We start from the raw sequence: 23,409 nt of genomic DNA, 5'->3' as shown, positions 1-23,409 counted from the left end.
CGATTGCAGAAGAGCAACAAGTTGTAGAAGAAGCAGCGATTGCAGAAGAACAACAAGTGGTAGAGGAAACACCGGTCGCAGAAGCGTCACCAGTTGTACAAAAAGAAGGACCAAAACGTGAGAAAAAGCGTCACGTACCATTCAATGTTGTTATGTTGAAGCAAGACAGAACGAGATTAATGGAAAGACATGCGGCTAGAGCAAATGCAATGCAATCTTCTATGAAAGAACGAGTAGAGAATAAGCCTGTACAACAAGTAGAAGAAAAACCAATGCAACAAGTGGCAGTGGAACCACAAGTGGAAGAAAAACCAATGCAGCAAGTGGCAGTGGAACCACAAGTAGAAGAAACAGCAAAGCAGCAAGTGGCAGTAGAACCACAAGTGGAAGAAAAGCTAATGCAGCAAGTGGCAGTGGAACCACAAGTAGAAGAAACAGCAAAGCAGCAAGTAGCAGTAGAACCACAAGTAGAAGAAAAGCCAATGCAGCAAGTGGCGGTAGAACCACAAGTGGAAGAAAAGCCAATGCAGCAAGTGGCAGTGGAACCACAAGTAGAAGAAACAGCAAAGCAGCAAGTAGCAGTAGAACCACAAGTAGAAGAAAAGCCAATGCAGCAAGTGGTGGTAGAGCAAGTACAAAAGCCAATTTCAAGTACGGAAGTAGAAGAGAAAGCATATATTGTAAATCAAAGAGAGAACGATATGCGAAATGTATTGCAAACACCACCGACATATGCGGTTCCACCATTAACATTGCTATCGATTCCGCAGCAAGCAGCGTTAGATAATACGGAATGGCTGGAAGAACAGAAAGAATTATTAGATACTACTTTTAATAATTTCCACGTTGGCGCACATGTTATTAATGTATCGCAGGGGCCGGCAGTCACTCGTTTTGAAGTACAGCCAGATCCAGGTGTGAAAGTAAATAAAATTACAAATTTAAGTGATGATATTAAGTTAAGCTTAGCGGCGAAAGATATTCGTATTGAAGCACCGATTCCAGGGAAGAGTGCCATTGGAATTGAAGTTCCAAATAAAGAAAGTAAGCCAGTATTTCTTCGTGAAATTTTAAGAAGTCCTGTGTTTACAAAGAGCGAATCACCGCTTACAGTTGCGCTTGGGCTTGATATTTCAGGTGATCCAATTGTAACGGATATTCGAAAAATGCCACACGGACTAATTGCGGGTGCAACCGGTTCTGGTAAAAGTGTGTGTATTAACGCAATTTTAACGAGCATTTTATATAAAGCGAAACCACATGAAGTGAAGTTAATGTTAATCGATCCGAAGATGGTTGAGCTTGCACCATACAATTCTGTTCCTCATCTTGTCGCACCTGTTATTACGGATGTAAAAGCTGCGACAGCTGCATTAAAGTGGGCAGTTGAAGAAATGGAGCGCCGTTATGAATTGTTTGCGCACGCAGGTGCTCGTGATTTAACTCGCTACAATACGATTGTAAGTGAGCGAGAAATTCCGGGAGAAACATTACCTTATATCGTTATTGTCATTGACGAGTTAGCCGACTTAATGATGGTAGCTCCTGGTGATGTTGAGGAAGCGATTTGTCGTATTGCGCAAAAAGCACGTGCTTGTGGTATTCATTTATTAGTAGCAACGCAGCGTCCATCTGTAGATGTTATTACAGGTTTAATTAAGTCAAACATTCCAACGCGTATTGCGTTTACTGTATCATCTCAAGTTGATTCGCGTACAATTATCGATATTGGTGGCGCGGAGAAATTACTTGGCCGTGGTGATATGTTATTCTTAGGGAACGGTACATCTAAGCCTGTTCGTGTACAAGGTGTATATGTATCGGATGATGAGATTGAAAAGACAGTTGATCATGTGAAAAAGCAAATGAAGCCGAATTACTTATTTAAGCAAGAGGATTTATTAGCGAAAACAGAACAAGCTGAGTCGGAAGACGAATTGTTCTTCGAAGCATGTCAATTTGTTGTAGAACAAGGGGGAGCGTCCACATCTTCTGTACAGCGAAAATTCCGCATCGGTTATAATCGCGCGGCACGTCTCATTGAAGAGATGCAATCGCAAGGAATTATTTCTGAAGCAAGAGGAACGAAGCCAAGAGATGTCCTTATTTCTGAGGATGAATTCGCTGCTATGCAGGAAACAAATGTATAGTAAACGGTTTTGCTGTATACTAAGAGAAAATGTTGGATAGTAAAGTAGGGAGTAAAGCGACATGAAAGAAATTGAATTAAAATTAAAAGGTGAAATAAATAGACTAACAAATAAAACATTTAAATTTGACGAACGCGTTGGAGAAGGTTGGTTCTCTGCCGTTTACTTTTTAAAGACTAGAGAAATCATTGAAGAATTTCGCCCGAAAAGTGTTGTAACGATGCAATTTTTCCAAAAGGAAAATGCAGTTCTTTGCGGAACAGATGAAGTGATTGCGTTGCTACAAACATTCGCTAAAAATCCTGAGGAACTTGAAATTAACTCTTTAAAAGATGGCGATAAAATTAGTCCGTTTGAAACAGTGTTAACAATTCATGGTCCTTATGAAAATTTCGGATTTTTAGAAGGTGTCATTGATGGGATTTTAGCTCGTCGTACATCAGTTGCGACAAACGTATATAACGTTGTCCAAGCTGCGCGTAGCGTAGATAAAGAAAAACCAGTTATTTTCATGGGAGACCGTGACGATCATTATACACAACAAGCTGGTGACGGCTATGCAGCATACATCGGCGGTATGAGCGCACAAGCGACGCATGCAATGAATGAATGGTGGGGCAAAAGTGGTATGGGGACAATGCCTCACGCATTAATTCAAATGTTTAATGGTGATGTCGTAGAAGCGGCAAAAGCATATCATAAGAAATTCCCAGAAGATGAATTAGTTGTATTAATTGATTACAACAATGATGTCATTACAGATGCACTTCGCGTAGCGCGTGAATTTGGATCAACATTAAAAGGTGTACGTGTAGATACGTCGCGCACGATGATTGATCAATACTTCATTCGTCACCCAGAAGTACTTGGAACATTCGATCCACGTGGTGTAAACCCATCGCTTGTATTCGCACTTCGTAAAGCACTTGATGAAGAAGGATTCCAGCATGTAGACATCGTTGTAACTGGTGGATTTGATGAGAAGCGTATTCGTGAATTTGAAGCTCAAAATGTACCTGTTGATATATACGGAGTAGGAAGTAGCTTATTAAAAATGAATATTGGCTTTACTGGTGATAACGTAGAATTAAATGGAAAACCAGAAGCGAAAGCTGGTCGTAAATATCGTCCAAACCCACGTTTAGAGCGTGTTCAATTAGAAAAAAGAGAAGATATGTAAAAGAGAGAAAAACTGATAGGTGATTGACCCTATCAGTTTTTCTGTTATCATAGTATAGCGGCTTCTTTTTTGCTATAATGGATTTGTTATGCACATAAAAAAGAAGTACGTACGAGTTTATCCTGATAAGTGAAGGGAAGAATAACTTCACTACATCAAAAATGTATGATGATTACCAAAATAAGAAAAGATTCATATACTGTCTTATAGATAGGCCGTTGTATTAGTTCGAAATGTTGGAGGTTCTTTAAGATGACAGTTTACCATTTTGTAGGAATTAAAGGAACAGGAATGAGTTCATTAGCGCAAATTCTTCATGACATGAAGCATACTGTTCAAGGGTCTGATTATGAAAAACGTTTCTTTACACAAACAGCGTTGGAAAAGCGCAATATCTCGATCCTTCCTTTTGATAAAAGTAATGTAAAAGAAGGACAAGTGATTATTGCAGGAAATGCATTTCCTGATACGCATGAAGAAATTGAAGCAGCAAAAGAATTAAACATCCCAGTACATCGTTACCATCACTTCTTAGGTGACCTTATGAACCAATACACAAGTGTTGCTGTAACTGGTGCGCATGGAAAAACATCAACAACTGGTTTGTTAGCCCATGTAATGCAAGGTGCACACCCTACATCTTACCTTATTGGAGATGGAACAGGGCATGGGGTAGAAAATAGTAAGTATTTTGTATTTGAAGCTTGTGAGTATCGTCGTCATTTCTTGTCTTACAATCCAGACTATGCGATTATGACAAACATTGATTTTGATCATCCAGATTATTTCACAGATATCAATGATGTATTCAGTGCATTCCAAGAGATGGCATTGCAAGTGAAAAAAGGCATTATTGCATGTGGAGATGATGAAGAACTTCAAAAAATTCAAGCGAAAGTACCTGTTATTTTCTATGGATTTGGAGAAGATAATGATTTCCAAGCACGTAACATTCAAAAGAGAACAGATGGTACTATTTTTGATGTATTCGTTCGTAATACGTACTATGACACGTTCAAAATTACAGGATACGGCAACCACAGCGTATTAAATGCATTAGCAGTAATTGCACTTTGCCATTATGAAAACGTTGATGTAGAAGCAGTTAAGCATCAGCTAACAACTTTTGAAGGCGTAAAACGTCGCTTTAATGAAAAGCCGATGGGAGAGCAAGTGATTATCGATGACTACGCACACCATCCGACAGAAATTAATGCAACGATTGAAGCAGCTCGTCAAAAACATCCAGAGCGTGAAATTGTCGCTGTATTCCAGCCACACACATTCTCGCGTACAGAAAAGTTCTTAGATGAGTTTGCTGAAAGCTTAAGCAAAGCTGACCAAGTATACTTATGTGATATTTTCGGATCAGCACGCGAAAACAAAGGTGAATTAACAATCGAAGATCTGCAAAAGCGTATTGACGGTGCAGAACTAATTACAGATACAACAACGGATGTATTAAAGAAACATAAAAACGGCGTTCTAATCTTCATGGGCGCAGGAGACATCCAAAAATTCGAAGCAGCTTACGTAAAAGAAGTTCAAGTTGCAGAAAAGTAATAGAAAAGACGCATAGCTGTGGCTGTGCGTCTTTTTTTGTTGTGTTCGATATATTTTAAAAAGCGCTGATATGTTGGTATTGTTCATTTTTTTTGTATAGTTGTTTTAATGAGAATATATATAGTGAACTAAAAAGTACATATCCAATTAAATAATAGAATGAAAACATATCGAATTGTTTTGTGATCATAATTCGAATCGCGAAAAATGCAAATGGAAGTGCAATTAAAACGTTAGTACTAAAGGAAATCATTGTTTTTAAAAATTTTAATTGCTTTGTATTCCAATGGTTTTCTCTACAGATGAACCAAATGTTGCTTGCGATAAAGGCTAGTAAAAAAGGTAAATTAGCTGAAATATTTATAAAGCCAAGTGCGATAGGTACTGATAAAGCAACAAGTGGAGCAACTGATAGTCCTGTAAAGTATTTAATAAATGTATTTGTAGACTGTTGTGCAGCCTGAATAACATCTGTATATTCTCCTGCAATTTCCTTTGCTAATTCTTTTGGAGGAAGAAATTCTTCAATCACTTGTGAAGGGATGGCTTCTAATGGTATTCCTTCGCTTTCTTTACTTAATGCATTTTCATATAAATCGGATTTGATTTCTAGCACATGTTGTTCTCTTGCTGGCGTAGGTAAGTTCATTAAACTTTTATGAAGATCGTGTAAGAAAGAAGTAATGAGTTCATTTGAAAAGAATTGTTCCTTGTTCATTTTTTATCCTCTCCTTTAGCTAGTAACATTAGAGCATGGTACACTGCATCATAATCATGTAAGCGACTATGTAAAATTTCTCTCCCTTCGTCTGTAATGCGATAGTATTTTCTTTTTGGACCATCACCAGATTCTTCCCAATAGGAAACAGCCCAATTGTTTTTCATAATTCGATTTAATATAGGATAAATCGAACCGTTTGGGATATGAAATACAGGGATATCTTGTAATGCACTTGTAATTTCGTATCCGTACATAGGTTGTTTACTTATTAAAGACAAAATAGCGAGATCAAAAACGCCTTTACGTAATTGAATTATAAAATTATCATTTTTTTCCATACTTTAACTATATATGATTCATATCTAGATATCAATCATATATAGTTATTTTTTTATTTACGTATTGACCTAGAGTTAACTCTAGGTTATAAGATGAAAATGTAAAAACAAGGGGGAGAGAACATGTATAAAATCGGTGAAGTAGCAGAGTTAACTGGGATGGGTATTCATACTTTGCGTTACTATGAGAAATTAGGATTATTACCACCACCAACGCGAAATAGCGGGATCCGCCAATATACAGAAGGTGATGTACGCCTTTTAAAATTTTTATATTCGTTAAAACAAACTGGAATGTCATTAGAAGAGATGGCTCAGTTTGCAAGTGATGGATGTATTATAGAGGAAATTAGGCAGAGAAAAGAGGAAGTACCGGCGAAAGTAAAAAAGAGAATTTCAATTTTAACAACTCACTTAGAGAGATTAAAAGAACAGCAGGAACAATTGCAAAAAGTTGTTCAGCTAACGGAGGAGAAACTAGAAATTTATTACGGTTTTCTAGAAGGTGGAAATTCGGAGGCTGACAATGAAAAATAAAGTATACGCTCAGTTACTTGGATTTGCGATTTTCACTGGTGGGACATTTAATGCTTCGAAATATGCTGTACAGTATTTCGAAGCAATTCATATAGCAGCATGGCGCTTTGGAATCGCTGCATTTGTGATGTTATGTTTGTTAAAAATACGAAAAGATTTTGAGGTAGAGGTATGGAGGGAGAATAAGACTTATTACTTTTTGCTAGGTATTGTTGGTGTATTCGGTTTTAACTTCTTTTTCTTTTTAGGTATGAAACATACAGAAGCTATGAATGGTGCACTGATTATGGCGACGAATCCGCTCGTTACGACGCTATTAGCAAGTTTTATTTTACGAGAAAAAATTATAAAACGCCAAGGTATTGGGATGTTACTTGCATTACTGGGTGTTGTTTTTGTACTGACACAAGGTTCGTTTACGATACTACAAAACTTATCATTTTCAAAAGGTGATTTTTATATTTTATTAGGGAATATTTGTTGGGCGTTATACGGTGTGCTAGGCAGAAAGTTTATTAAAACTAGTAGCCCAATACAAACGACGACATACACAATGACTATTGGTGCCATTGCCTTTATGATCATATCTTCCACTCAAAAAAATATCGTACCAGTTTTGGAAATTCCTTTGTTAGCTTGGGGAGCGATTCTTTTTATGGCAATTGGAATGAGCGTGCTCGGTTACTTATGGTGGAATAATGGAATTGCTCAAATTGGAGCAGCCAGAACATCTTTATTTTTTAATTTAGTACCTGTTGTTACAATGATTATTTCTTTTATTGAAGGAGTAAATATAACGCCTGCACAGTCTGTAGGAATGACATTAGTTGTTACGGGTGTATTGTATTCTTCTAATTTTATACAAATAAAACCGAAAAAAAGTGTGAATATTTAACAATTTACATCTAGAAGTGTTAGAATAATAAGAAAAATAAAAGGGAGCTAAAAAAACATGTTCACACTTCGAGTAGACGATGAAATCGAATTACAGTTATTAGAGAAGCATCATAAGGAGGAACTATATCAATTAATAGACCAAAATCGTAATCATTTACGAAGATGGCTTCCTTGGGTAGATGGGGTAAAATCTGCTGGTGCGTATGATGAGATTTGTCCGATGTGGTTAAAGAAGTTTGCAGAGGGAGACGGTTTTGAAAGTGGTATCCGTTACAAAGGAAAGCTCGTTGGGATGGTAGGCATTCATCCGGTAAGTTGGGGGAAGAAAGCGGCAAGTCTTGGATATTATCTTGCAGAAGATGCCGGCGGGAAAGGTATTATGACGCGTAGTGTGAAGGCTGTACTTCACTATGCATTTGAGAATTTAAAATTAAATAAAATGGAAATTAGATGCGGTGTTGATAATGTGAAAAGTCGCGCTATTCCAGAACGTTTAGGATTTAAGTTAGATGGCATTTTAAGAGATGATGAATGGCTATATGATCATTTTCACGATATCGCTGTATATAGTTTACTAGCTTCAGAGTGGAAGGAGATTCGATGAACGAGAAGATACGCATTATTCCGTATGAAAGTACGTTTCAAGATGAAGTAGTAGATCTTATCATTCATATTCAGCAAAAAGAGTACAATGTTCCCATTACGAAAGAAGAGCAGCCAGACTTGCTTGAAATAGGAACATTTTATCAAAGGAATCATGGCAACTTTTGGGTAGCAACTTATGATGATAAAGTGATTGGAACAGTAGCTTTATTAGATATTAGGGACGATCAAGTCGCATTAAGAAAAATGTTCGTAAAAAAAGAATTTCGCGGAAAAGAGTGGGGCGCATCACATAAGTTGCTCCAAACAGCAATTTCGTGGGCTGAGAATAAAAAGTTGAAAGATATTTACTTAGGAACGACACTGAAATTTTTAGCAGCGCATCGCTTTTATGAAAAGAATGGTTTTCAAAGTGTGAGTATAGACGAGTTGCCGAAAAATTTTCCAGTGTTAGGGGTAGATAAGAAATTTTATAGGTACATCGTGTAAAAGGTCATTCAGAAATGGCCTTTTTTTACGAACTAAAATAGGAAAAAGTGGTATAATTTAGGTGAGGGGGTGCGTGTATGAACTTTCCGATTCAAAGAAGTAAATCAGTAGTCATTTTCGTTTGTCTCACGTTAGCTTTTATGTTTGTATATCCACTTGTCATGATTGTCACAAATAAAGAGCAGTGGATGTCAGCGTTAATTGGAATGGGTTTATGCTTCCTTGTAAATGTACCACTCGTTTGGGAAGTATTTATTAAACAGCATAAAGTAGAAAATGGTGTATTAAAGTACGGTATTTTAAATGATGATATCGTATTGAAAGAGATAAGAATCATTCGTCAAGTTGGGAAGTCTCTAGAAATTACGACGAATGCGTATAAAGTACATATGGTGGCGATGCCGCAACATATGAATGAATTTTTGGCGCTTATTGAGAAAGAGAATCCAAATGTAAAAATAGAAATGGCAGGTAAGAAATGAAATATGTAAAACCTTTGTTTTGTTTGGAAATATTGCTGGTGATTGTTATTTGCACTAGGGGATATATGAAATGGGATCTGTCCTTATATATACCAATATTAATAGGTACTATCGCAGTGGGACTTTTATATTATTTTCATTTTCAGCAAACAAAAAGTGAGAAAAGTAGCTCCATGTAGTACAGGAGGGTTAGAAATGAAAAAAATCTGTATGTTGTTTATGCTTCTGATAACAGCATCCTTTCTTGTAATAGGGTGTAGTGCGAAGAAGGAAAAGGCTGATATGAACTTAGAAAAGGCACAAAAGGTTGAAATTGAATCACTTACTGATTCAAGTGATAAAAAGGTAATCACCAATAAGAAAGAAATTGAAAAACTGTTTGAAGTCATGAAAATGGATAAGTGGGAAATGCAGTCGGTTCCTTTAGATACTCCGCAAGGGAAAACATTTAAAATGTATCAAGAGGATACAACAAAATTATTAGAGTCGAGTAAAGATAAGAAGGACTTACATGAAATAGGTACGATGACAGTATATAAAGATGTTCCGTATGTTGAAGTTGAAATGAAAAATAAGAAGATGAGTTTTAAAGTGCCAGAAGATGTGGCGAAAGACTTATTAAAGTATTAAAAAACGCTCGGAGAATATTCCGAGCATTTTTATTATTATTTTAAGTTCTCTGGGTTTAAAGCTTCTAATTCAGGTACAACGAAGCGTCCGTCTTTACGGATTAGTACGTCGTCGAAGTAAATTTCGCCGCCGCCGTATTCAGGGCGTTGGATGCATACTAAATCCCAGTGAATGTTCGAGTTGTTGCCGTTCCATGCATCGTCATAAGCTTGTCCAGGAGTGAAGTGGAAGCTGCCATCGATTTTTTCATCGAATAGGATGTCTCCCATTGGATGTAAGATGTATGGGTTTACGCCGATTGCGAACTCACCAACGTAGCGTGCACCTTCGTCTGTATCGAAGATTTTGTTAATGCGCTCTGTATCGTTTGCAGTTGCTTCAACGATTTGACCGTTCTCAAACTTAAGTTGTACATTTTCAAATGTATAACCGTTGTAAGGAGATGGTGTGTTGTAAGAGACTGTACCGTTAACAGAATCGCGAACTGGTGCAGAATATACTTCACCGTCTGGAATGTTTAAATGACCTGAGCATTTAATAGCTGGAATGTCTTTAATAGAGAATGTTAAGTCAGTTCCAGGACCAGTTAGACGAACTTTATCTGTTTTATTCATTAATGTAACAAGGCTATCCATCGCCTTATCCATTTTACCGTAGTCTAAGTTACAAACTTCGAAGTAGAAGTCTTCGAAAGCTTCTGTGCTCATTTTAGCAAGCTGCGCCATAGAAGCATTTGGGTAGCGAAGAACAACCCAGCGTGTTTTCGGAACGCGAATGTCTCTATGAACTTTCTTACCAACTGTTTGACCGTGAATTTGCATTCTTTCACTTGGTACGTCAGCTTGTTCGTTAATGTTATCGCCAGAGCGAAGACCGATATAAGCATCCATATCTTTCATTACGCTTGCTTCATATGCAGCGATTTGTTCAAAATGTTCTTCAGTAGCACCCATTAATAAAGAGCGATCTACTTGATGATCTTTTAGAGAAACGAATGGGAAACCACCAGCTGCATATGCTTCTTTTACAAGTGCAGTTACAAGTTCTTTTTGTAAGCCAAAGTTTTCAATTAATACTTTTTCACCTTTTTGTAAACGGATAGAGTAGTTAATTAAATTGTATGCTAACTTTTCAATGCGTGGATCTTTCATATGTAAAGCCTCCCTACTAATTATGTATCCTCTCCTATTGTAACCTACTTAGTGGAATTTGTTGAATCATTTATGTTAAAGTTAACGAATAAGTATGAAAATTCTAATGAAAAGATAGGGATTAGAACGAAACGGAAAATGATTGTATAATAGGGGAAAGTATGAAAAAGATAAAGGAAGTGATGAAATGCAAGTTCTTTTATATGTAAGTGCGGCTATTATCGCGGTTGCTTTCGCTGTATTAGTAGTATATGTATGTAGAACGTTGTTATCGGTTCAGAAGACGTTAGAAAACGTTGCAAGCACGTTAGAAGGTTTAGAAAAGCAAATGCAAGGGATTAGCGTAGAGACGGAGCAATTATTACATAAAACAAATGCGTTAGCTGATGATATTCAACAGAAGTCACAATCATTAAATAAAGTAGTATCGGGTGTGGATGGAATTGGAACGACAATCCACTCTTTAAATACGAAACTTCGTAATGTATCAGAGTCTGTTACGGACGAAATTGAAAATAATGCGGATAAAGTAGCGCAAGTTGTACAATGGAGTAGCGCAGCAATTGAAGTATACAATCATTATCGTGCGTCAAGACAAGAGAAAAAGATTGAAAAAGAAGAGCGTAAATTAGAAAGACTTGAGAAAAAAGCTGAAAAGAAAGAGAAGCGCTCTAGACTTCGTATGAGAGGTGAATCGTAATGAATATGACAAAACTTGAAACAATTGAAGAGCTTGAAGTATTAGTAGAAAAAAACGAGCCGTATGTTCTTTTTAAACATAGTACGACATGCCCGATTAGTCATGGTGCCTATACAGAATTTCAAGCGTATTGCAGTGAAGAAAGAGCGGTACCAGCGTATTACTTATACGTACAAGATGCGAGAGATGTTTCGAATCGTGTTGCAGAACAGTACAGCATTAAACATGAATCTCCGCAAGTGTTATACATAAAAGATGGGATGGTAGTATGGAATACGTCTCATTGGAACATTAAAAAAAACACTTTAGAAGAGAATATTAAGTAAAAAGAAGCAAGCAAAAGGTGCTTGCTTCTTTTTTTTGTTTTTGTTGAAATATATTTAATGGTACACTGTTATTAGTTCAAATTAAATAACTAGATTGTTGAAAGTAGGTTTTAAGTAATGAAGAAAATGGCATTATCCTTCGCGGTCGTAAGTTTATTACTAGGAGCTTGTAGTAATGATACGATTAGTAAGAAGGATGAAGTTATACAGAAGGATACGAAAGAAAAAAGTATGATTCCGAGAACTGCTGTTTCTAAAGATTATTATAGAACTGTAATTCCTTTAAAAGAACAAAAGGTTATAAATACAGCTAATATAAAAACAAATTCTAAATTAGATTTAGCAGAGTATGAAAATGGTTTAATGAATATTGCAAAAGAGCAATTTGATACAGAAAATCACGTATTACAATTAAATCAGTATATTCCGGAGAAGCTAGTTGATGAACTAGTCGCAAAAGTAGAAGCACCCGTTTTGACAAATATTATAGAACAAGACTATTTCGGGAAGCAGAATTCAAATGAATTAAGTTTATCTGGCGTTGTGATTGGGTTAGCAATGTCTTCAAGTGTATCAAATGAAGAAGCAATGTCTAAGGGTACGGAGGTTGCCAAGCAACTTATTGAAGCTATTCATAAAAATGACAAGTACAACAAATCTCCAATTACGTTTGCTATCTTTAAGCAAGAAAGTACAAGTTCTTTGAAAAATGGTACGTATATTGCTAGTGCTACCGTTCAAAAGAATGATACGAACCTTGGAAATTGGAATACGATTGAAGAAAGAGCGTATTCATATCCTTCTGATGAATTTACACAAGCACATGGAGAAGATAATAAAAAAATAGGTGACTTTGCTAAGGCAATGAAAGATTTTTCTCCGGGAGATTTTATCCCAGTAAATGCTAAAGTTTCTTATAAGAAAGATCAAATGGATACATTGAATATGAATATTGTTATTAAATATAACGGTAAAACAGAATTAATGGCCCTTACCCAAATGGCTGTTCAAAGTATGTTAGAGAAATTACCTAAAGATGCGAAAGTACAATTGCAGATAAAGTCTGAGAGTAAAATCGAGGCAATTATTATAAAAGAGAAAAACAGCGATAAACCGTTTGTTTCCTTCTTGTAAAAAAAAGACAGTGTTTAAACTGTCTTTTTTTATTGTCGTTTTCTGTCAGTAAGTCGGTATATTCGAAAAATCGCCGATATAAATTTCATTTACTATCGTACTGCTTAAAATAAGGTTTCTACGTATGAGATATCTATATTTTTACAAAAAATGTCCTTTTTTTCATAAAAAATACGAAAATACGAGAAAAGAAGCGAATTTTTTCGAAACTTTTGCGGGAAAATATTGTATGAGCCTGCGTTTTTATCGTATCATTAGTAAAAGGAAGAACTCGGGACGATTGGTGGCATCTGCAAATAGAGTTGATGTCTTTTTTTCATTCAAGTAACCGATACATAAAAATAGATAACAAAAATAGAAGGAGTGTGCGATGAGATGAACGTAACAATATATGATGTAGCGCGCGAAGCAAACGTTTCGATGGCTACCGTATCTCGTGTTGTGAACGGTAACCCAAATGTAAAGCCCACAACAAGAAAGAAAGTATTAGAAGCAATTGATCGTTTAGGATACCGCCCAAATGCGGTAGCACGTGGACTAGCAAGTAAGAAGACAACTACAGTAGGTGTTATTATTCCTGATATCTCAAATACGTTTTATGCAGAACTTGCTCGTGGAATTGAAGATATCGCAACAATGTACAAATATAACATCATTTTAAGTAACTCTGACCAAAACAAAGAGAAAGAGTTCCATTTATTAAATACGATGCTTGGAAAGCAAGTGGACGGAATTGTTTTCATGGGTGAAGATATTACAGACATTCACATTGAAGAATTTAAAAAGTCTCCAGTACCAATCGTATTAGCAGCGTCATTCGATGAGCAAAATGAAACGCCATCAGTAAATATCGATTATACACAAGCAGCTTACGATGCAATGAAGCACTTTATTGAGCAAGGACATAAGCGTATCGGTTTCGTCTCTGGTCCTTTCATTGATAAAGCAGGAAGTGCGAAGAAGTTACAAGGTTATAAAAAAGCTTTAGAAGAAGCAGGTATTTCATATGATGAAAATCTTGTAATCGATGGAGATTACACATATGATTCAGGTATCGAGGCATTCGAAAAGCTTTGGGGCCTCGATGGCAAGCCAACAGCGATCTTCGTATCTTCTGACGAAATGGCACTAGGTGTAATCCATGCAGCACAAGACGCTGGATTAAACGTACCAACTGACGTAGAAGTACTTGGTTTCGATAATACACGCCTTGCATTAATGGTTCGTCCACAACTTTCAACAGTTGTACAACCAATGTATGATATCGGTGCAGTAGCAATGCGTCTATTAACAAAGTATATGAACAAAGAAAAAGTGGAAGATCACACTGTTATCTTACCTCACCGTATCCAATTTAGAGATTCAACGAAGTAAGTATAAAAAGCTCACAGCGGTTGCTGTGAGCTTTTACTCGTATTCGGGGTAGTATTTTTGTACGACTGTATCTACCGTTTCATTTTTATTAACGTGTAAAAATCTTGCGTACAATTCTTTTCCGGTTTCAAATGGTGTATCGTCTAATTCAAACACATGCAACACTTTCCGGAACGTCCACGTCACTTGCTCATCATACATGTTATCGTACGTATCTTCAGATTGCATAGCGATTTTTTCACCTAGTTCATGAGCTTCTTCTAAACTGTTTGCTTTAACAAGAATAATACTTTCTTCCAAAAGTGTATCGTGATTTTCTTCATAATACTCATCCATTTTTGTAGGATCAGGCTCACCAGAATGAACAGATTCAAATAATAATATTATGCTGCATGTTTCACTCTATAAATAATACTTGCGACAAGCGAAGCAGGTATTGTGAATACGTTACTTTGATAGTGATAATGTATTTGGGATTCTTCATAAGACATGTTGTCATATAGTTCGTTTTGTGACACATTCATTTTTTTCTGCTTTTCTTTGAGCATCTTAATATAGTTATACTGTATTGGGACGAGAATGATGAAATAAGCTAATACGATTAGTGAAATCCAAATCATTATGAACACTCCCTTATAAAGAATATTTATATATGGTAATTATATCGATTTATACGAAAAATATCCATTTATTTCTAGTGGTCAATTTCCTTTCCAAAATGAAATTGTTCCTTGTTATATGTCACATAAGTGCAAATTTAACTATTATAGGGCAATGTCATGTATAATAGAAAGAAAAGGCTTGTGAGGGGGGAGAAGAGATGATCGTTCTTTGGATAATTACGCTTTGTATGACTGCTATTTTTGCATATATGACGTTAAAACAAAATGGCTTAAAGCGATTAGTTCCAGGAAGTATTCTTGCAGGAATTGCCCTTATCACGTATGTAATTTCTATTTTTATTGAAAGTGTATCAGCGAACATGAGCACAAGTTTAATGTTTATTGGTATTACATTATTTGCAGGTAGTGTCATGGTACTTATGGTTGCTGGTATTATTTTATTTATTCATATGAATTCGGAAACGTTATAGCATATAGAAAAGGCATGTCCCAAGGGGACATGCCTTTTTATCCGTTCAATTATGCTCTATCTTTAGAAGAATTTTGTTGCTTTAATAAGTCGCGAATTTCGCCAAGAAGTTCTTCTTCTTTTGTTGGTTCTGGAATTTCTTCCTCTTTTTCTTCTTCTTTTTTAGATGTTAGTTTGTTGAAAACTTTAACGAACATAAAGATAGCCGCTGCAATAATTAAGAAATCAAAAATAGTTTGGATGAAGTTACCGTACATAATAGATGACTTACCAAATGTAAGTTTTAAATCTGTAAAGTCAACGCCACCTAATACCATACCAAGTAATGGTGTAATAACATCTTTTACTAAAGAACTAACGATTTTACCGAATGCAGCACCGATTACAACCCCGACAGCTAAATCAACGACATTCCCTTTGAACGCGAATTTCTTAAACTCGTTCCACATGTGTTAATCCCATCCTTTCCACGATTCATTATGAAATTTATAATTCCTATCAACATATTCTATAGAAATTTGCACGAGAAATAAAGGGGGAATGGGAATGAAAGTAAATTCTGAAAAATGTATCCGTTTTAATTTTTATTTACATTATCTAGTAGAGATTGCAACAGTTCCTGCGTTTTTAATCCTTCTAATCCATCTACAGCAGGTTTTGTATCTCCATGTACACATGCAATAAAATGATGAACAGCATCTTCAAAACCACGTTGCTTTAACGTCGTATCCCATGATGATGAACCAATTTGAGAAACTGAATTTTCCTGCTCAACTTCAAATGTGTTCATATTTTTTACACGAATGATTTTTCCTGTCGTTACAAGTTCAACTTGTTCTAAATTCGTACCGGCATGGCGATGCATTGCTGTAGAAAGCAACAGTCCACTTGGCGTTGTATATGTATGATGCCCGTAAAGAAGTTCATTCTTTTCATTCATTTGCATCATATTATGAACGACGTTAAGATCATCGTTAGCTAACCAACGGGCAGTATCTACAATATGTAAGTAATCATCTAACATAGTAAAGTCGTACGTATATGGCCCGACTTTATTTGTACGATGCTTTTCAATTCGAACCCAAGAAATATTGTGAGCTTGCTCTTTTGCCGCAACATACATAGGAACGAATCTGCGATTAAATCCGACCATTAACTTTCGGTTATGCTTTTCGCTCAACTCGACTAATTTCTCAGCTTGTTCTACTGTAGCTGCTAGCGGCTTATCAACATAAACGTCGATTCCCTTTTTCAGAAGTTCAGAAACGATTTCATAATGTGTAGCAGTTGAACTATGGACGAAGATTGCATCGCATTCTGAAGCTAACGTTTCAATAGAATGAAAGTCTTGAATGCGGTATTGTTGGCAAACTTGTTTTCTTTTCTCAGCGTTAGGTGTAAACGCCCCTACAAAATTCCAATCTGTTTCTTTTGTTAGTGTTGGCAGATAGGCCTTTTGCGCAATACTTCCAAGTCCAATCATCCCAATTTTAGGTTTGTTCATGTTTATTCCCCCCACCCTATAATAGTAATGTAACGGGTTAAATGTAGCATAGGGTGGGGGAGGAAGGCAAAAAATAGCTTTTTACTTATTCCCTTCTAACAAAATCTTCTCTATCTCTTCAAAGTGATGAGCACGAGCATGCTCTAGCGGGGTAATACCATCGTTGTCTGGAATGTTTATATCTGCGCCGTGTAGCGCTGTCTCCATGTTTGTCATCTCCTTTTTAACTTCTTGTTCTTGTTGTGAGCAACTTTGTAAAAACATTAAGCAAAAGATCATACTTAATGTTTTTTTGAACATGGAATTTCAACTGTAGGATAAGAATATTAAATTTTTATAAACTGCCGCTAAAATTACTATAAAATCGCTTGAGTATTTGAACATATATTTTTATGCTTATGAGTAATAAGGTTTGATAAAGTGAGGATATAACATATGTCTATTAAAACAAGATTTTTATTCTCTTATATCGCTGTTATTCTCGTTTCCATCACGCTCATATTAGTCGCGGGATTTTTAATCGTTTTTTCCATAACAGGAGACTTGGAATCAGTGAAAAATTTCTATAAAAGTTCCTATATTCAAAAGCCGCTTACGCCAGAAGAAGAGAATACGTATATTGAATTGAAATTAGCGGCAAAGAAAAATCAATCACAACTATTAGATGAATCGTTCGTTTCATCACTTGAAAAAGAAGGTGTGAAAATAGTTGTAAGAAAGGGAGAAACCATTTCCTATGCTACAAAAACATTTGAAAGTGTATCTTTAAAAGAAGCTCTTCCGAAATTTGAATCAGCAAATATTAATAGTCGTGGTACAACGGAACTAGGCGATACATTTTATCGATATGTAAAATTTGATTTTTATTTTCCCGGAGATGAAGAGGGGAGTATATTTGTACTAAAAAGGCAAAGTTCATTTGTGGATCTTATACAAAAATTATTTCCAATTTTGTTCGGAGCGCTTTTACTGTTAGCCATTTTACTTATAGGGCTATTAAGTTATTTCGTCTCAAGAAGTGTAATAAAACCAATTTTTGTATTGAAAGATGCGACAGGGAGAATTAAAGAAGGAGATTTGAATTTTCAAATTCCAGTTACATCCCATGATGAGATTGGGCAATTAAATCAAGGATTTGAGGAAATGAGGAAGAAATTAAAAGAGTCGATAGAGATGCAAACGCAGTATGAAGAAAATCGAAAAGAGCTCATTTCTAATATATCGCATGACTTAAAAACACCGATTACATCCATTATCGGATATGTAGAAGGCATAAAAGATGGAATCGCAAATACGCCAGAAAAAATGGATAAGTATTTAACAACGATTCATACGAAGGCAAAACATATGGATACACTTATTGATGAGCTCTTTTTGTTTTCAAAGCTTGATTTGAATCGAGTTCCTTTTCGGTTTGAAACGATAGAACTAAACGTGTTTATGCAGGAATTATTAGAAGAGATGCAAATGGATTTAAGTGAGGAAGGGATAGAAGTTTACTTACAATTACATTCATCACCACTATATGTAACGGCCGACTGCGAAAAGATAAATAGAGTGATATCCAATTTAATTCATAATAGTGTGAAATACATGGATAAAGAAGAGAAGAAAATTACTGTAACAGTATCCAGTGATAACAATACTGTTATTGTGAAAGTAATGGACAATGGATCAGGTATAGAAGCTGATACGCTGCCGTATATATTTGAGCGGTTTTATCGCGCAGAGCAATCGCGAAATTCTAACACAGGTGGAAGTGGACTTGGCTTAGCGATAGCGAAGCAAATTATTGAAGAACATGGCGGGGAAATTTGGGCGGAAAGTAAGCTTGGGGAAGGTACAAGTATTTTCTTCTCATTGAAAAAAGTACAGGAATGTGGTGAGTAGAATGAAGAGAATTTTACTAGTAGAAGATGAAATAAGTATTGCAGAATTACAGCGAGATTATTTAGAAATTAGCGATTTTCAAGTCGATGTAGAGCATTCCGGAGAGACAGGTTTACAAATGGCTTTGCAGGAAGATTATGATTTAATTATTTTAGACATTATGCTTCCTAAGATGAACGGTTTTGAAATTTGTAAACAAATACGTGCTATAAAAGACATTCCGATTTTACTTGTTTCAGCAAAGAAGGAAGATATAGATAAAATTCGCGGACTCGGTTTAGGAGCAGATGATTATATAACGAAACCGTTTAGCCCGAGTGAATTAGTCGCAAGGGTAAAAGCGCATATTTCCCGTTATGAAAGATTATCAGGAAATGTGAGTAAGCAACGTGATACGCTATACATTCACGGGATTTCTATTGATCAGCGAGCGAGAAAAGTTTTTATAAACAATGAAGAAATCGCGTTTACAACGAAGGAATTTGATTTATTGACATTCTTTGTAACCCATCCAAACCAAGTATTAAATAAAGAACAGTTATTTGAACGTATTTGGGGACTAGAATCAGCTGGCGATTTAGCCACTGTCGTTGTTCACATTAGAAAACTACGTGAAAAAATTGAAAGAGATCCTGCTCAGCCGCAATATATTGAAACAGTATGGGGAGCTGGTTATCGTTTTAATGTGTAATATACCTGCCGAGTAATTGGCAGGTTTTTTATGTTATTTGCTAAAAGGAAATAATAGGGAATTTGTGTTAAGATATAAAGAGAGATAAAACATAGTAGAGCATGAGAGGGCGTGCTACATTTTGGGAGATACATTAAAAGATAATAAATCACACAAGGTTTTAAAAATCGGGACTAATATTATACTTATCTTATTAATTATTGGTGCAATACAAATGTTTTATGATGAAGATTATACAAATGATCATTTTGGTTGGTTGTTTTTAGTATTAGGTTGGATAGTTAGAAGTATTTTTAATATTACGATAGGTTTAAAAGGAGGGGATATAAAGTCAGTATTGCTTGATGTAGGTTTAATACTCTTTTCCTTTTATCTTTTATTTTTATATAGTACGAAATATTTCTTCTGAAAAGTAAGCTCATAGTCTTATAGAGACTGTGAGCTTTTCTTAATAATAACGGTACTAGTGTAATGATTTATAAAATGTTTGAGTAGTAGAAGTAAACAGAGTCGCTTCTTCTAAAAAAGGATAATGGTTACTCTCCTCAAATGTCACAAAGATAGAATTACGTATACCCTTATGTATCTCGATAGAATATTGAATTGGGCACTGTACATCATGTCTTCCACATATAATAAGGGTCTTTGTTTGGATGGAAGGTAAATGATCTCTTAAATCAAATGATGGATATTCATTGGCGAAAACGTTCATCCGGCTAGCGGACATAGTTTTTTCGATTGGTTTCCAAAAATAAGAGTTGTAGTTTTCGGGTTTATGCAATGATAATTTTGTTCTCTCAGTAGATAGTTCTTTTCGTTCTTCCCTTGTAAGGTGAGGGCTTTTTAAGTTTTCGATGAGTTTTTGCATATAGTGAAACTGTGGATGTGCTGGGTGATAAATGCAAAATGGTGTTTCAGTATAGTTACTTGCTGCGGCTCCAACGATGACTAATGATTGTAAAGAATTTGGATAGGTAATTGCGTATAGAAGTCCAAGCATACCACCTGTTGAGTGACCGGCGAAATGCCATGTTGGAAGTTGGAAAACTTCTCGTATAGCTTCTAAATCATGAATTGTTTCAATCATACTTAATTCTTTTTCTGAATTGGCTTTTACAGAGTTACCAGCGCCTCGTAAATTAATGAGGAATACACGATGCGTAGAAGTGAAAACATCCGCAAAGTAATCACCCGTTTCATTAAATTGTGAATAGTGATGTGTAATGCAAAGCGGTTCGCCATTTCCTTTTGTAAAAAGCTCGAATGTACCACGTTTCGTGTGAATCATTTTTTGCTTCCACATAATATCACGACCTTTTCTCATAAAAGTTGGACCACTTAATTAGAAATAAAATATATCGACTTATCAACAGAAACCGACAATAAGTAAAAGGAGGCTATTCAAAAACAAGCCTCCTTTTCGTTTAGTACAAAGATTTTTTCATATTATTCCGAATAATTTCAAGGGATTTCGCTACAGTTAATGCATTCTTTTCTTCAATTTCTGGTTTGCGGGGGATAGGTTTATACATGTTGTCTGGATCTTCCCATGTGAGGGGAAGTTCTGTTTCAGCTTGTCCTTTCCAAGCGTCAATCCATTCTGGAGGGAGATAACCTGAGATGTTTTGGATGTTGTTCATTTCGAGCCAAATGAGTGCCCAAGCTCTTGGGACGACGCGCCAGTGGTCATAGCCACCGCCGCCGACAGCGATCCAGCGACCTTCGCAATATTCGTTAGCGATTTCGCGAGCGAGCTTCGGTATTTCACGGTAAATATTCATCGTTGCGCAAAGGTGTGTAAGTGGATCGTAATAATGTGCGTCAGCACCATTTTGCGTTAAAATAATATCCGGTTTAAAGTATGCGGCAACTTCTTTTACGACAGTTCGATAGGAATCTAAGAAAGATTCGTCTTCTGTAAAAGCGTCGAGTGGAACGTTAAAAGAATAACTATAGCCATTACCTTGTCCGCGTTCATTTACAGCGCCAGTTCCAGGGAATAAATAGCGCCCAGTTTCATGTAGTGAAATGGTGCATACGTTAGGATCATCATAAAATGACCACTGTACACCATCACCGTGATGAGCATCTGTATCAATATATAAAACACGTAAACCGTATTTCTTCTGAATATATTTCATTGCGATGGAACTATCGTTATAAATACAAAAACCAGATGCCTTGCCGCGGAAGCCGTGATGTAAGCCACCGCCTAAATTAAGTGCGTGTTTTACTTTCCCGGAAAGAACAGCATCGACAGCAGTTAATGTACCGCCAACGAGTAATGCACTTGCTTCGTGCATATTTGGAAACATCGGTGTATCTTCTGTTCCGAGTCCATATGTCATCGCGATTGATTTTTCTAATTTACCTTCTCCAGCACGTTTTACCGCATTTATGTACTCCTCTGTATGAACGTAGGCGATCTCTTCATCTGTAGCCATCCGTGGTGGGATGATTTGGGAAGGAGAGATAAAACCACCCTTTTGTAATAAATCATACGTAAGTGTGACGCGCAGTTGGTTAAAAGGATGATCAGGGCTAAACGAATAGCCCCGAAAGTCATCCGAATAAATAAACGCGCTACTCATGCTTGCATCCCCATAATGTTCGGCCATAATACACGGTAGCCTTCTGCCTCAAGTGCATCAATCACTTTTAGCGGATTCATCGTTTGAATGCGGAAAACGAGTACTTTATCATTCTCATCTTTTGCTGGGTAGACGAGAACGCTCACGATATTGATTTGTAACTCACTAAAAATAGCAACGACTTTTCCGAGAATACCAGGTTCGTTTTTTACTTGAATTTCAATTTGTGAACTTGGTTGATGTGCTCCTGTTAATTTCACTAATGTGTGAAGCACAGTAGATTCAGAAATAATTCCAACTAACTTTCCAGCCTTTGTAACAGGAAGACAGCCAATTTTATTTTCAAAAAATAAAGTAGCAATTTCCTCAACGAAATCGAGAGGATGGCAAGTCATAACAGGATGTTTCATAATGAGTTCAAGTGGTTGCTTCAGCATATCGAGTGAAACTTGTTCATCTAAAATAGACGGACTTGCATCTCTTACATCCCGATCAGAAATAATGCCTACGACGTGATTATTTTGATCGACAATTGGAATGTGCCGAATGCCTTTCGTGCGTATCGTTCGGATTGCTGTTTCGATTGTATCGTTTGGATGTAGTGTCACCACATCTTGATTCATAATTTCTTCTACAATCATTCCAGTTGCCCCCTTTATTAATACATAAAACGATTGTGAAAACGTAGACGATCAAATGCTTGAATAGAATCTGTATCAACGCGTTTACCGATGCGGACCATTAAACAGTTAGCAGGATGTGAACAAATTTCAGGATCATCTGTAGCCATCCATTGTAACCCGCCAGCATTCATCATTTTTTCCATTACTTTTCGGTACTCCCAAACATTTAAGCCTGTTTGTTTTAAATCCCAGTGCCAATAATATTCAGTCGTCAATATAATGTAATCTTCCATATAATCGTCCATCATTGAAACTTCTAATAAGTTCTTTCCGACAGCGCAACCGCGAAAGGCAGGGACAACTTCAATCGCCCCAAGTTCAATTAAGTTTTCCATCTTTCCTTCTGACCATCGTTCAAGTGGATCAGGATATAAGTATGTAACATATCCAACAATTGTTTGGTCATGTCTAGCAATAATGAGACGAGCTTCTGGTAATTTAGAAATTTCGACAATTGCTTTATATTGTTGCTCGGCAGGACGAAACGCAATTAAGTCTGGATGAAATTCATACATTTCTAAGTTATGTGTAGAGACAGGCCCTTCAATAATTAAAGTGCCTTTCGCTGTTTTTAAGTTTCTAGCATTATATATTTTTTTATGAATCAATGTATTGCTCACCACCTTGAGGGTTTGTGAATCTATTAATATCGTACTTTATAATATATGCGATGTGAATCGAAA

29 protein-coding genes and 1 pseudogene are annotated in these 23,409 nt (G+C 36.2%); 18 read left to right on the top strand and 12 right to left on the bottom strand.

Features of this window, described 5'->3' with window-relative positions:
• From ACZ76X_RS25140 to murC, 3 genes are all read left to right on the top strand, one after another.
• Nucleotides 1-2,150: DNA translocase FtsK (locus tag ACZ76X_RS25140; protein ID WP_479852029.1), on the top strand; the 2,150-nt coding region annotated here is incomplete at its 5' end.
• Between the two features lie 61 nt (nucleotides 2,151-2,211).
• Nucleotides 2,212-3,330 (top strand): nicotinate phosphoribosyltransferase, encoded by a 1,119-nt coding sequence (locus ACZ76X_RS25135; protein ID WP_000658369.1) that lies wholly within the window; start codon nucleotides 2,212-2,214, stop codon nucleotides 3,328-3,330.
• 252 nt (nucleotides 3,331-3,582) lie between these two features.
• A complete protein-coding gene (gene murC, locus ACZ76X_RS25130) occupies nucleotides 3,583-4,893 on the top strand; it encodes a UDP-N-acetylmuramate--L-alanine ligase (protein WP_098670849.1) in 1,311 nt (436 codons plus the stop codon).
• Nucleotides 4,894-4,948: 55 nt separating this feature from the next.
• On the opposite strand, the gene ACZ76X_RS25125 is transcribed toward murC, so the two are convergent.
• Complete coding sequence (locus tag ACZ76X_RS25125; protein ID WP_479852028.1) at nucleotides 4,949-5,611, bottom strand: HAAS signaling domain-containing protein; 663 nt, start codon at nucleotides 5,609-5,611, stop codon at nucleotides 4,949-4,951.
• Nucleotides 5,608-5,952 (bottom strand): PadR family transcriptional regulator, encoded by a 345-nt coding sequence (locus tag ACZ76X_RS25120; RefSeq protein ID WP_479852027.1) that lies wholly within the window; start codon nucleotides 5,950-5,952, stop codon nucleotides 5,608-5,610. The genes ACZ76X_RS25125 and ACZ76X_RS25120 overlap by 4 nt, the downstream gene beginning before the upstream one ends.
• A 123-nt stretch (nucleotides 5,953-6,075) precedes the next feature.
• Between ACZ76X_RS25120 and ACZ76X_RS25115 the strand changes: the two genes are divergently transcribed.
• The 7 genes from ACZ76X_RS25115 to ACZ76X_RS25085 all read left to right on the top strand — a co-directional run bounded on the left by ACZ76X_RS25115 (nucleotide 6,076) and on the right by ACZ76X_RS25085 (nucleotide 9,590).
• Entirely contained in the window at nucleotides 6,076-6,489 is a 414-nt protein-coding gene (locus ACZ76X_RS25115; protein WP_001971079.1) for a MerR family transcriptional regulator, read from the top strand.
• On the top strand, nucleotides 6,479-7,384 hold the full coding sequence (locus tag ACZ76X_RS25110; protein WP_479852026.1) for a DMT family transporter: 906 nt from the start codon (nucleotides 6,479-6,481) through the stop codon (nucleotides 7,382-7,384). Before ACZ76X_RS25115 ends, ACZ76X_RS25110 begins: the two co-directional genes overlap by 11 nt.
• 57 nt (nucleotides 7,385-7,441) lie before the next feature.
• Nucleotides 7,442-7,990, top strand: coding sequence for a GNAT family N-acetyltransferase (locus ACZ76X_RS25105; protein ID WP_479852025.1), 549 nt, complete (start codon nucleotides 7,442-7,444; stop codon nucleotides 7,988-7,990).
• Nucleotides 7,987-8,478, top strand: coding sequence for a GNAT family N-acetyltransferase (locus ACZ76X_RS25100; protein WP_479852024.1), 492 nt, complete (start codon nucleotides 7,987-7,989; stop codon nucleotides 8,476-8,478). The genes ACZ76X_RS25105 and ACZ76X_RS25100 overlap by 4 nt, the downstream gene beginning before the upstream one ends.
• A gap of 77 nt (nucleotides 8,479-8,555) precedes the next feature.
• Nucleotides 8,556-8,960 (top strand): PH domain-containing protein, encoded by a 405-nt coding sequence (locus ACZ76X_RS25095; protein ID WP_479852023.1) that lies wholly within the window; start codon nucleotides 8,556-8,558, stop codon nucleotides 8,958-8,960.
• Nucleotides 8,957-9,139 (top strand): hypothetical protein, encoded by a 183-nt coding sequence (locus ACZ76X_RS25090; protein WP_479852022.1) that lies wholly within the window; start codon nucleotides 8,957-8,959, stop codon nucleotides 9,137-9,139. Before ACZ76X_RS25095 ends, ACZ76X_RS25090 begins: the two co-directional genes overlap by 4 nt.
• Nucleotides 9,140-9,155: 16 nt before the next feature.
• Nucleotides 9,156-9,590: a hypothetical protein gene (locus ACZ76X_RS25085; protein ID WP_479852021.1), complete on the top strand. Its 435-nt coding sequence runs from the start codon at nucleotides 9,156-9,158 to the stop codon at nucleotides 9,588-9,590.
• A 35-nt stretch (nucleotides 9,591-9,625) separates the two neighbouring features.
• Here ACZ76X_RS25085 and ACZ76X_RS25080 read toward each other — a convergent pair whose 3' ends face one another.
• Nucleotides 9,626-10,741: an aminopeptidase gene (locus tag ACZ76X_RS25080; protein WP_000654739.1), complete on the bottom strand. Its 1,116-nt coding sequence runs from the start codon at nucleotides 10,739-10,741 to the stop codon at nucleotides 9,626-9,628.
• 187 nt (nucleotides 10,742-10,928) lie between these two features.
• On the opposite strand from ACZ76X_RS25080, the gene ACZ76X_RS25075 reads away from it, so the two are divergent.
• The 4 genes from ACZ76X_RS25075 to ccpA all read left to right on the top strand — a co-directional run bounded on the left by ACZ76X_RS25075 (nucleotide 10,929) and on the right by ccpA (nucleotide 14,275).
• Nucleotides 10,929-11,441 carry a DUF948 domain-containing protein gene (locus ACZ76X_RS25075; protein WP_080448715.1) on the top strand — a complete coding sequence of 171 codons (513 nt, stop codon included), beginning with the start codon at nucleotides 10,929-10,931 and terminating at the stop codon, nucleotides 11,439-11,441.
• Entirely contained in the window at nucleotides 11,441-11,767 is a 327-nt protein-coding gene (gene ytxJ / locus ACZ76X_RS25070) for a bacillithiol system redox-active protein YtxJ (protein WP_479852020.1), read from the top strand. The genes ACZ76X_RS25075 and ytxJ overlap by 1 nt, the downstream gene beginning before the upstream one ends.
• Before the next feature lie 117 nt (nucleotides 11,768-11,884).
• Complete coding sequence (locus tag ACZ76X_RS25065; protein ID WP_479852019.1) at nucleotides 11,885-12,901, top strand: CamS family sex pheromone protein; 1,017 nt, start codon at nucleotides 11,885-11,887, stop codon at nucleotides 12,899-12,901.
• 375 nt (nucleotides 12,902-13,276) lie between these two features.
• Complete coding sequence (gene ccpA / locus ACZ76X_RS25060) at nucleotides 13,277-14,275, top strand: catabolite control protein A (protein WP_048531809.1); 999 nt, start codon at nucleotides 13,277-13,279, stop codon at nucleotides 14,273-14,275.
• A 33-nt stretch (nucleotides 14,276-14,308) separates the two neighbouring features.
• On the opposite strand, the gene ACZ76X_RS25055 is transcribed toward ccpA, so the two are convergent.
• Both ACZ76X_RS25055 and ACZ76X_RS25050 read right to left on the bottom strand, forming a co-directional pair.
• Entirely contained in the window at nucleotides 14,309-14,611 is a 303-nt protein-coding gene (locus ACZ76X_RS25055) for a DUF4288 domain-containing protein (protein ID WP_479852018.1), read from the bottom strand.
• 47 nt (nucleotides 14,612-14,658) lie between these two features.
• A complete protein-coding gene (locus ACZ76X_RS25050; RefSeq protein ID WP_098670836.1) occupies nucleotides 14,659-14,895 on the bottom strand; it encodes a DUF3949 domain-containing protein in 237 nt (78 codons plus the stop codon).
• 200 nt (nucleotides 14,896-15,095) lie between these two features.
• Between ACZ76X_RS25050 and ACZ76X_RS25045 the strand changes: the two genes are divergently transcribed.
• Nucleotides 15,096-15,368, top strand: coding sequence for a DUF3917 domain-containing protein (locus ACZ76X_RS25045; RefSeq protein WP_479852017.1), 273 nt, complete (start codon nucleotides 15,096-15,098; stop codon nucleotides 15,366-15,368).
• A 49-nt stretch (nucleotides 15,369-15,417) separates the two neighbouring features.
• On the opposite strand, the gene mscL is transcribed toward ACZ76X_RS25045, so the two are convergent.
• The 3 genes and pseudogenes from mscL to ACZ76X_RS25030 all read right to left on the bottom strand — a co-directional run.
• The gene (mscL, locus tag ACZ76X_RS25040) at nucleotides 15,418-15,816 is read right to left on the bottom strand and encodes a large-conductance mechanosensitive channel protein MscL (protein ID WP_479852016.1); all 399 of its coding nucleotides are present in this window, start codon (nucleotides 15,814-15,816) and stop codon (nucleotides 15,418-15,420) included.
• A 128-nt stretch (nucleotides 15,817-15,944) separates the two neighbouring features.
• On the bottom strand, nucleotides 15,945-16,871 hold the full coding sequence (locus ACZ76X_RS25035) for a Gfo/Idh/MocA family protein (RefSeq protein WP_479852015.1): 927 nt from the start codon (nucleotides 16,869-16,871) through the stop codon (nucleotides 15,945-15,947).
• A gap of 81 nt (nucleotides 16,872-16,952) precedes the next feature.
• Nucleotides 16,953-17,063, bottom strand: a pseudogene (locus tag ACZ76X_RS25030) (ankyrin repeat domain-containing protein); the annotation flags it as partial.
• A 243-nt stretch (nucleotides 17,064-17,306) separates the two neighbouring features.
• On the opposite strand from ACZ76X_RS25030, the gene ACZ76X_RS25025 reads away from it, so the two are divergent.
• The 3 genes from ACZ76X_RS25025 to ACZ76X_RS25015 all read left to right on the top strand — a co-directional run bounded on the left by ACZ76X_RS25025 (nucleotide 17,307) and on the right by ACZ76X_RS25015 (nucleotide 19,861).
• The gene (locus ACZ76X_RS25025; protein WP_479852014.1) at nucleotides 17,307-18,761 is read left to right on the top strand and encodes a sensor histidine kinase; all 1,455 of its coding nucleotides are present in this window, start codon (nucleotides 17,307-17,309) and stop codon (nucleotides 18,759-18,761) included.
• Nucleotide 18,762: 1 nt separating this feature from the next.
• The gene (locus ACZ76X_RS25020) at nucleotides 18,763-19,452 is read left to right on the top strand and encodes a response regulator transcription factor (protein WP_479852013.1); all 690 of its coding nucleotides are present in this window, start codon (nucleotides 18,763-18,765) and stop codon (nucleotides 19,450-19,452) included.
• 121 nt (nucleotides 19,453-19,573) lie between these two features.
• A complete protein-coding gene (locus tag ACZ76X_RS25015; RefSeq protein WP_479852012.1) occupies nucleotides 19,574-19,861 on the top strand; it encodes a hypothetical protein in 288 nt (95 codons plus the stop codon).
• Between the two features lie 54 nt (nucleotides 19,862-19,915).
• Here the strand turns inward: ACZ76X_RS25015 and ACZ76X_RS25010 are convergent, their stop codons facing one another.
• The 4 genes from ACZ76X_RS25010 to acuA all read right to left on the bottom strand — a co-directional run bounded on the left by ACZ76X_RS25010 (nucleotide 19,916) and on the right by acuA (nucleotide 23,334).
• Nucleotides 19,916-20,776 (bottom strand): alpha/beta fold hydrolase, encoded by an 861-nt coding sequence (locus ACZ76X_RS25010; RefSeq protein WP_479852011.1) that lies wholly within the window; start codon nucleotides 20,774-20,776, stop codon nucleotides 19,916-19,918.
• A 100-nt stretch (nucleotides 20,777-20,876) separates the two neighbouring features.
• Nucleotides 20,877-22,043, bottom strand: a complete 1,167-nt coding sequence (acuC, locus tag ACZ76X_RS25005) for an acetoin utilization protein AcuC (RefSeq protein ID WP_479852010.1) — start codon at nucleotides 22,041-22,043, stop codon at nucleotides 20,877-20,879.
• The gene (locus ACZ76X_RS25000) at nucleotides 22,040-22,684 is read right to left on the bottom strand and encodes an acetoin utilization AcuB family protein (protein ID WP_000634568.1); all 645 of its coding nucleotides are present in this window, start codon (nucleotides 22,682-22,684) and stop codon (nucleotides 22,040-22,042) included. Before ACZ76X_RS25000 ends, acuC begins: the two co-directional genes overlap by 4 nt.
• A 17-nt stretch (nucleotides 22,685-22,701) precedes the next feature.
• Nucleotides 22,702-23,334 (bottom strand): acetoin utilization protein acetyltransferase AcuA, encoded by a 633-nt coding sequence (gene acuA / locus ACZ76X_RS24995; RefSeq protein ID WP_000581384.1) that lies wholly within the window; start codon nucleotides 23,332-23,334, stop codon nucleotides 22,702-22,704.
• Between the last annotated feature and the right edge of the window lie 75 nt (nucleotides 23,335-23,409).

It is taken from the genome of Bacillus sp. BC05(2025) (genome assembly GCF_056725905.1).
This window is presented reverse-complemented; position numbering and strand designations above follow the sequence as displayed.

Bases quoted from the DNA above. Each gene is read 5' to 3' on its own strand.
- ACZ76X_RS25020 (WP_479852013.1), top strand. From the start codon at position 18,763: ATGAAGAGAATTTTACTAGTAGAAGATGAAATAAGTATTGCAGAATTA.
- ACZ76X_RS25090 (WP_479852022.1), top strand. From the start codon at position 8,957: ATGAAATATGTAAAACCTTTGTTTTGTTTGGAAATATTGCTGGTGATT.
- ACZ76X_RS25035 (WP_479852015.1), bottom strand. From the start codon at position 16,871: ATGAACAAACCTAAAATTGGGATGATTGGACTTGGAAGTATTGCGCAA.
- ACZ76X_RS25025 (WP_479852014.1), top strand. From the start codon at position 17,307: ATGTCTATTAAAACAAGATTTTTATTCTCTTATATCGCTGTTATTCTC.
- ACZ76X_RS25075 (WP_080448715.1), top strand. From the start codon at position 10,929: ATGCAAGTTCTTTTATATGTAAGTGCGGCTATTATCGCGGTTGCTTTC.
- ACZ76X_RS25085 (WP_479852021.1), top strand. From the start codon at position 9,156: ATGAAAAAAATCTGTATGTTGTTTATGCTTCTGATAACAGCATCCTTT.
- ACZ76X_RS25110 (WP_479852026.1), top strand. From the start codon at position 6,479: ATGAAAAATAAAGTATACGCTCAGTTACTTGGATTTGCGATTTTCACT.
- ytxJ (WP_479852020.1), top strand. From the start codon at position 11,441: ATGAATATGACAAAACTTGAAACAATTGAAGAGCTTGAAGTATTAGTA.
- ACZ76X_RS25080 (WP_000654739.1), bottom strand. From the start codon at position 10,741: ATGAAAGATCCACGCATTGAAAAGTTAGCATACAATTTAATTAACTAC.
- ACZ76X_RS25065 (WP_479852019.1), top strand. From the start codon at position 11,885: ATGAAGAAAATGGCATTATCCTTCGCGGTCGTAAGTTTATTACTAGGA.
- ccpA (WP_048531809.1), top strand. From the start codon at position 13,277: ATGAACGTAACAATATATGATGTAGCGCGCGAAGCAAACGTTTCGATG.
- ACZ76X_RS25135 (WP_000658369.1), top strand. From the start codon at position 2,212: ATGAAAGAAATTGAATTAAAATTAAAAGGTGAAATAAATAGACTAACA.
- ACZ76X_RS25095 (WP_479852023.1), top strand. From the start codon at position 8,556: ATGAACTTTCCGATTCAAAGAAGTAAATCAGTAGTCATTTTCGTTTGT.
- ACZ76X_RS25100 (WP_479852024.1), top strand. From the start codon at position 7,987: ATGAACGAGAAGATACGCATTATTCCGTATGAAAGTACGTTTCAAGAT.
- ACZ76X_RS25010 (WP_479852011.1), bottom strand. From the start codon at position 20,776: ATGAGAAAAGGTCGTGATATTATGTGGAAGCAAAAAATGATTCACACG.
- acuC (WP_479852010.1), bottom strand. From the start codon at position 22,043: ATGAGTAGCGCGTTTATTTATTCGGATGACTTTCGGGGCTATTCGTTT.
- murC (WP_098670849.1), top strand. From the start codon at position 3,583: ATGACAGTTTACCATTTTGTAGGAATTAAAGGAACAGGAATGAGTTCA.
- ACZ76X_RS25045 (WP_479852017.1), top strand. From the start codon at position 15,096: ATGATCGTTCTTTGGATAATTACGCTTTGTATGACTGCTATTTTTGCA.
- ACZ76X_RS25000 (WP_000634568.1), bottom strand. From the start codon at position 22,684: ATGATTGTAGAAGAAATTATGAATCAAGATGTGGTGACACTACATCCA.
- ACZ76X_RS25125 (WP_479852028.1), bottom strand. From the start codon at position 5,611: ATGAACAAGGAACAATTCTTTTCAAATGAACTCATTACTTCTTTCTTA.
- mscL (WP_479852016.1), bottom strand. From the start codon at position 15,816: ATGTGGAACGAGTTTAAGAAATTCGCGTTCAAAGGGAATGTCGTTGAT.
- ACZ76X_RS25050 (WP_098670836.1), bottom strand. From the start codon at position 14,895: ATGATTTGGATTTCACTAATCGTATTAGCTTATTTCATCATTCTCGTC.
- ACZ76X_RS25105 (WP_479852025.1), top strand. From the start codon at position 7,442: ATGTTCACACTTCGAGTAGACGATGAAATCGAATTACAGTTATTAGAG.
- ACZ76X_RS25115 (WP_001971079.1), top strand. From the start codon at position 6,076: ATGTATAAAATCGGTGAAGTAGCAGAGTTAACTGGGATGGGTATTCAT.
- ACZ76X_RS25120 (WP_479852027.1), bottom strand. From the start codon at position 5,952: ATGGAAAAAAATGATAATTTTATAATTCAATTACGTAAAGGCGTTTTT.
- ACZ76X_RS25055 (WP_479852018.1), bottom strand. From the start codon at position 14,611: ATGGATGAGTATTATGAAGAAAATCACGATACACTTTTGGAAGAAAGT.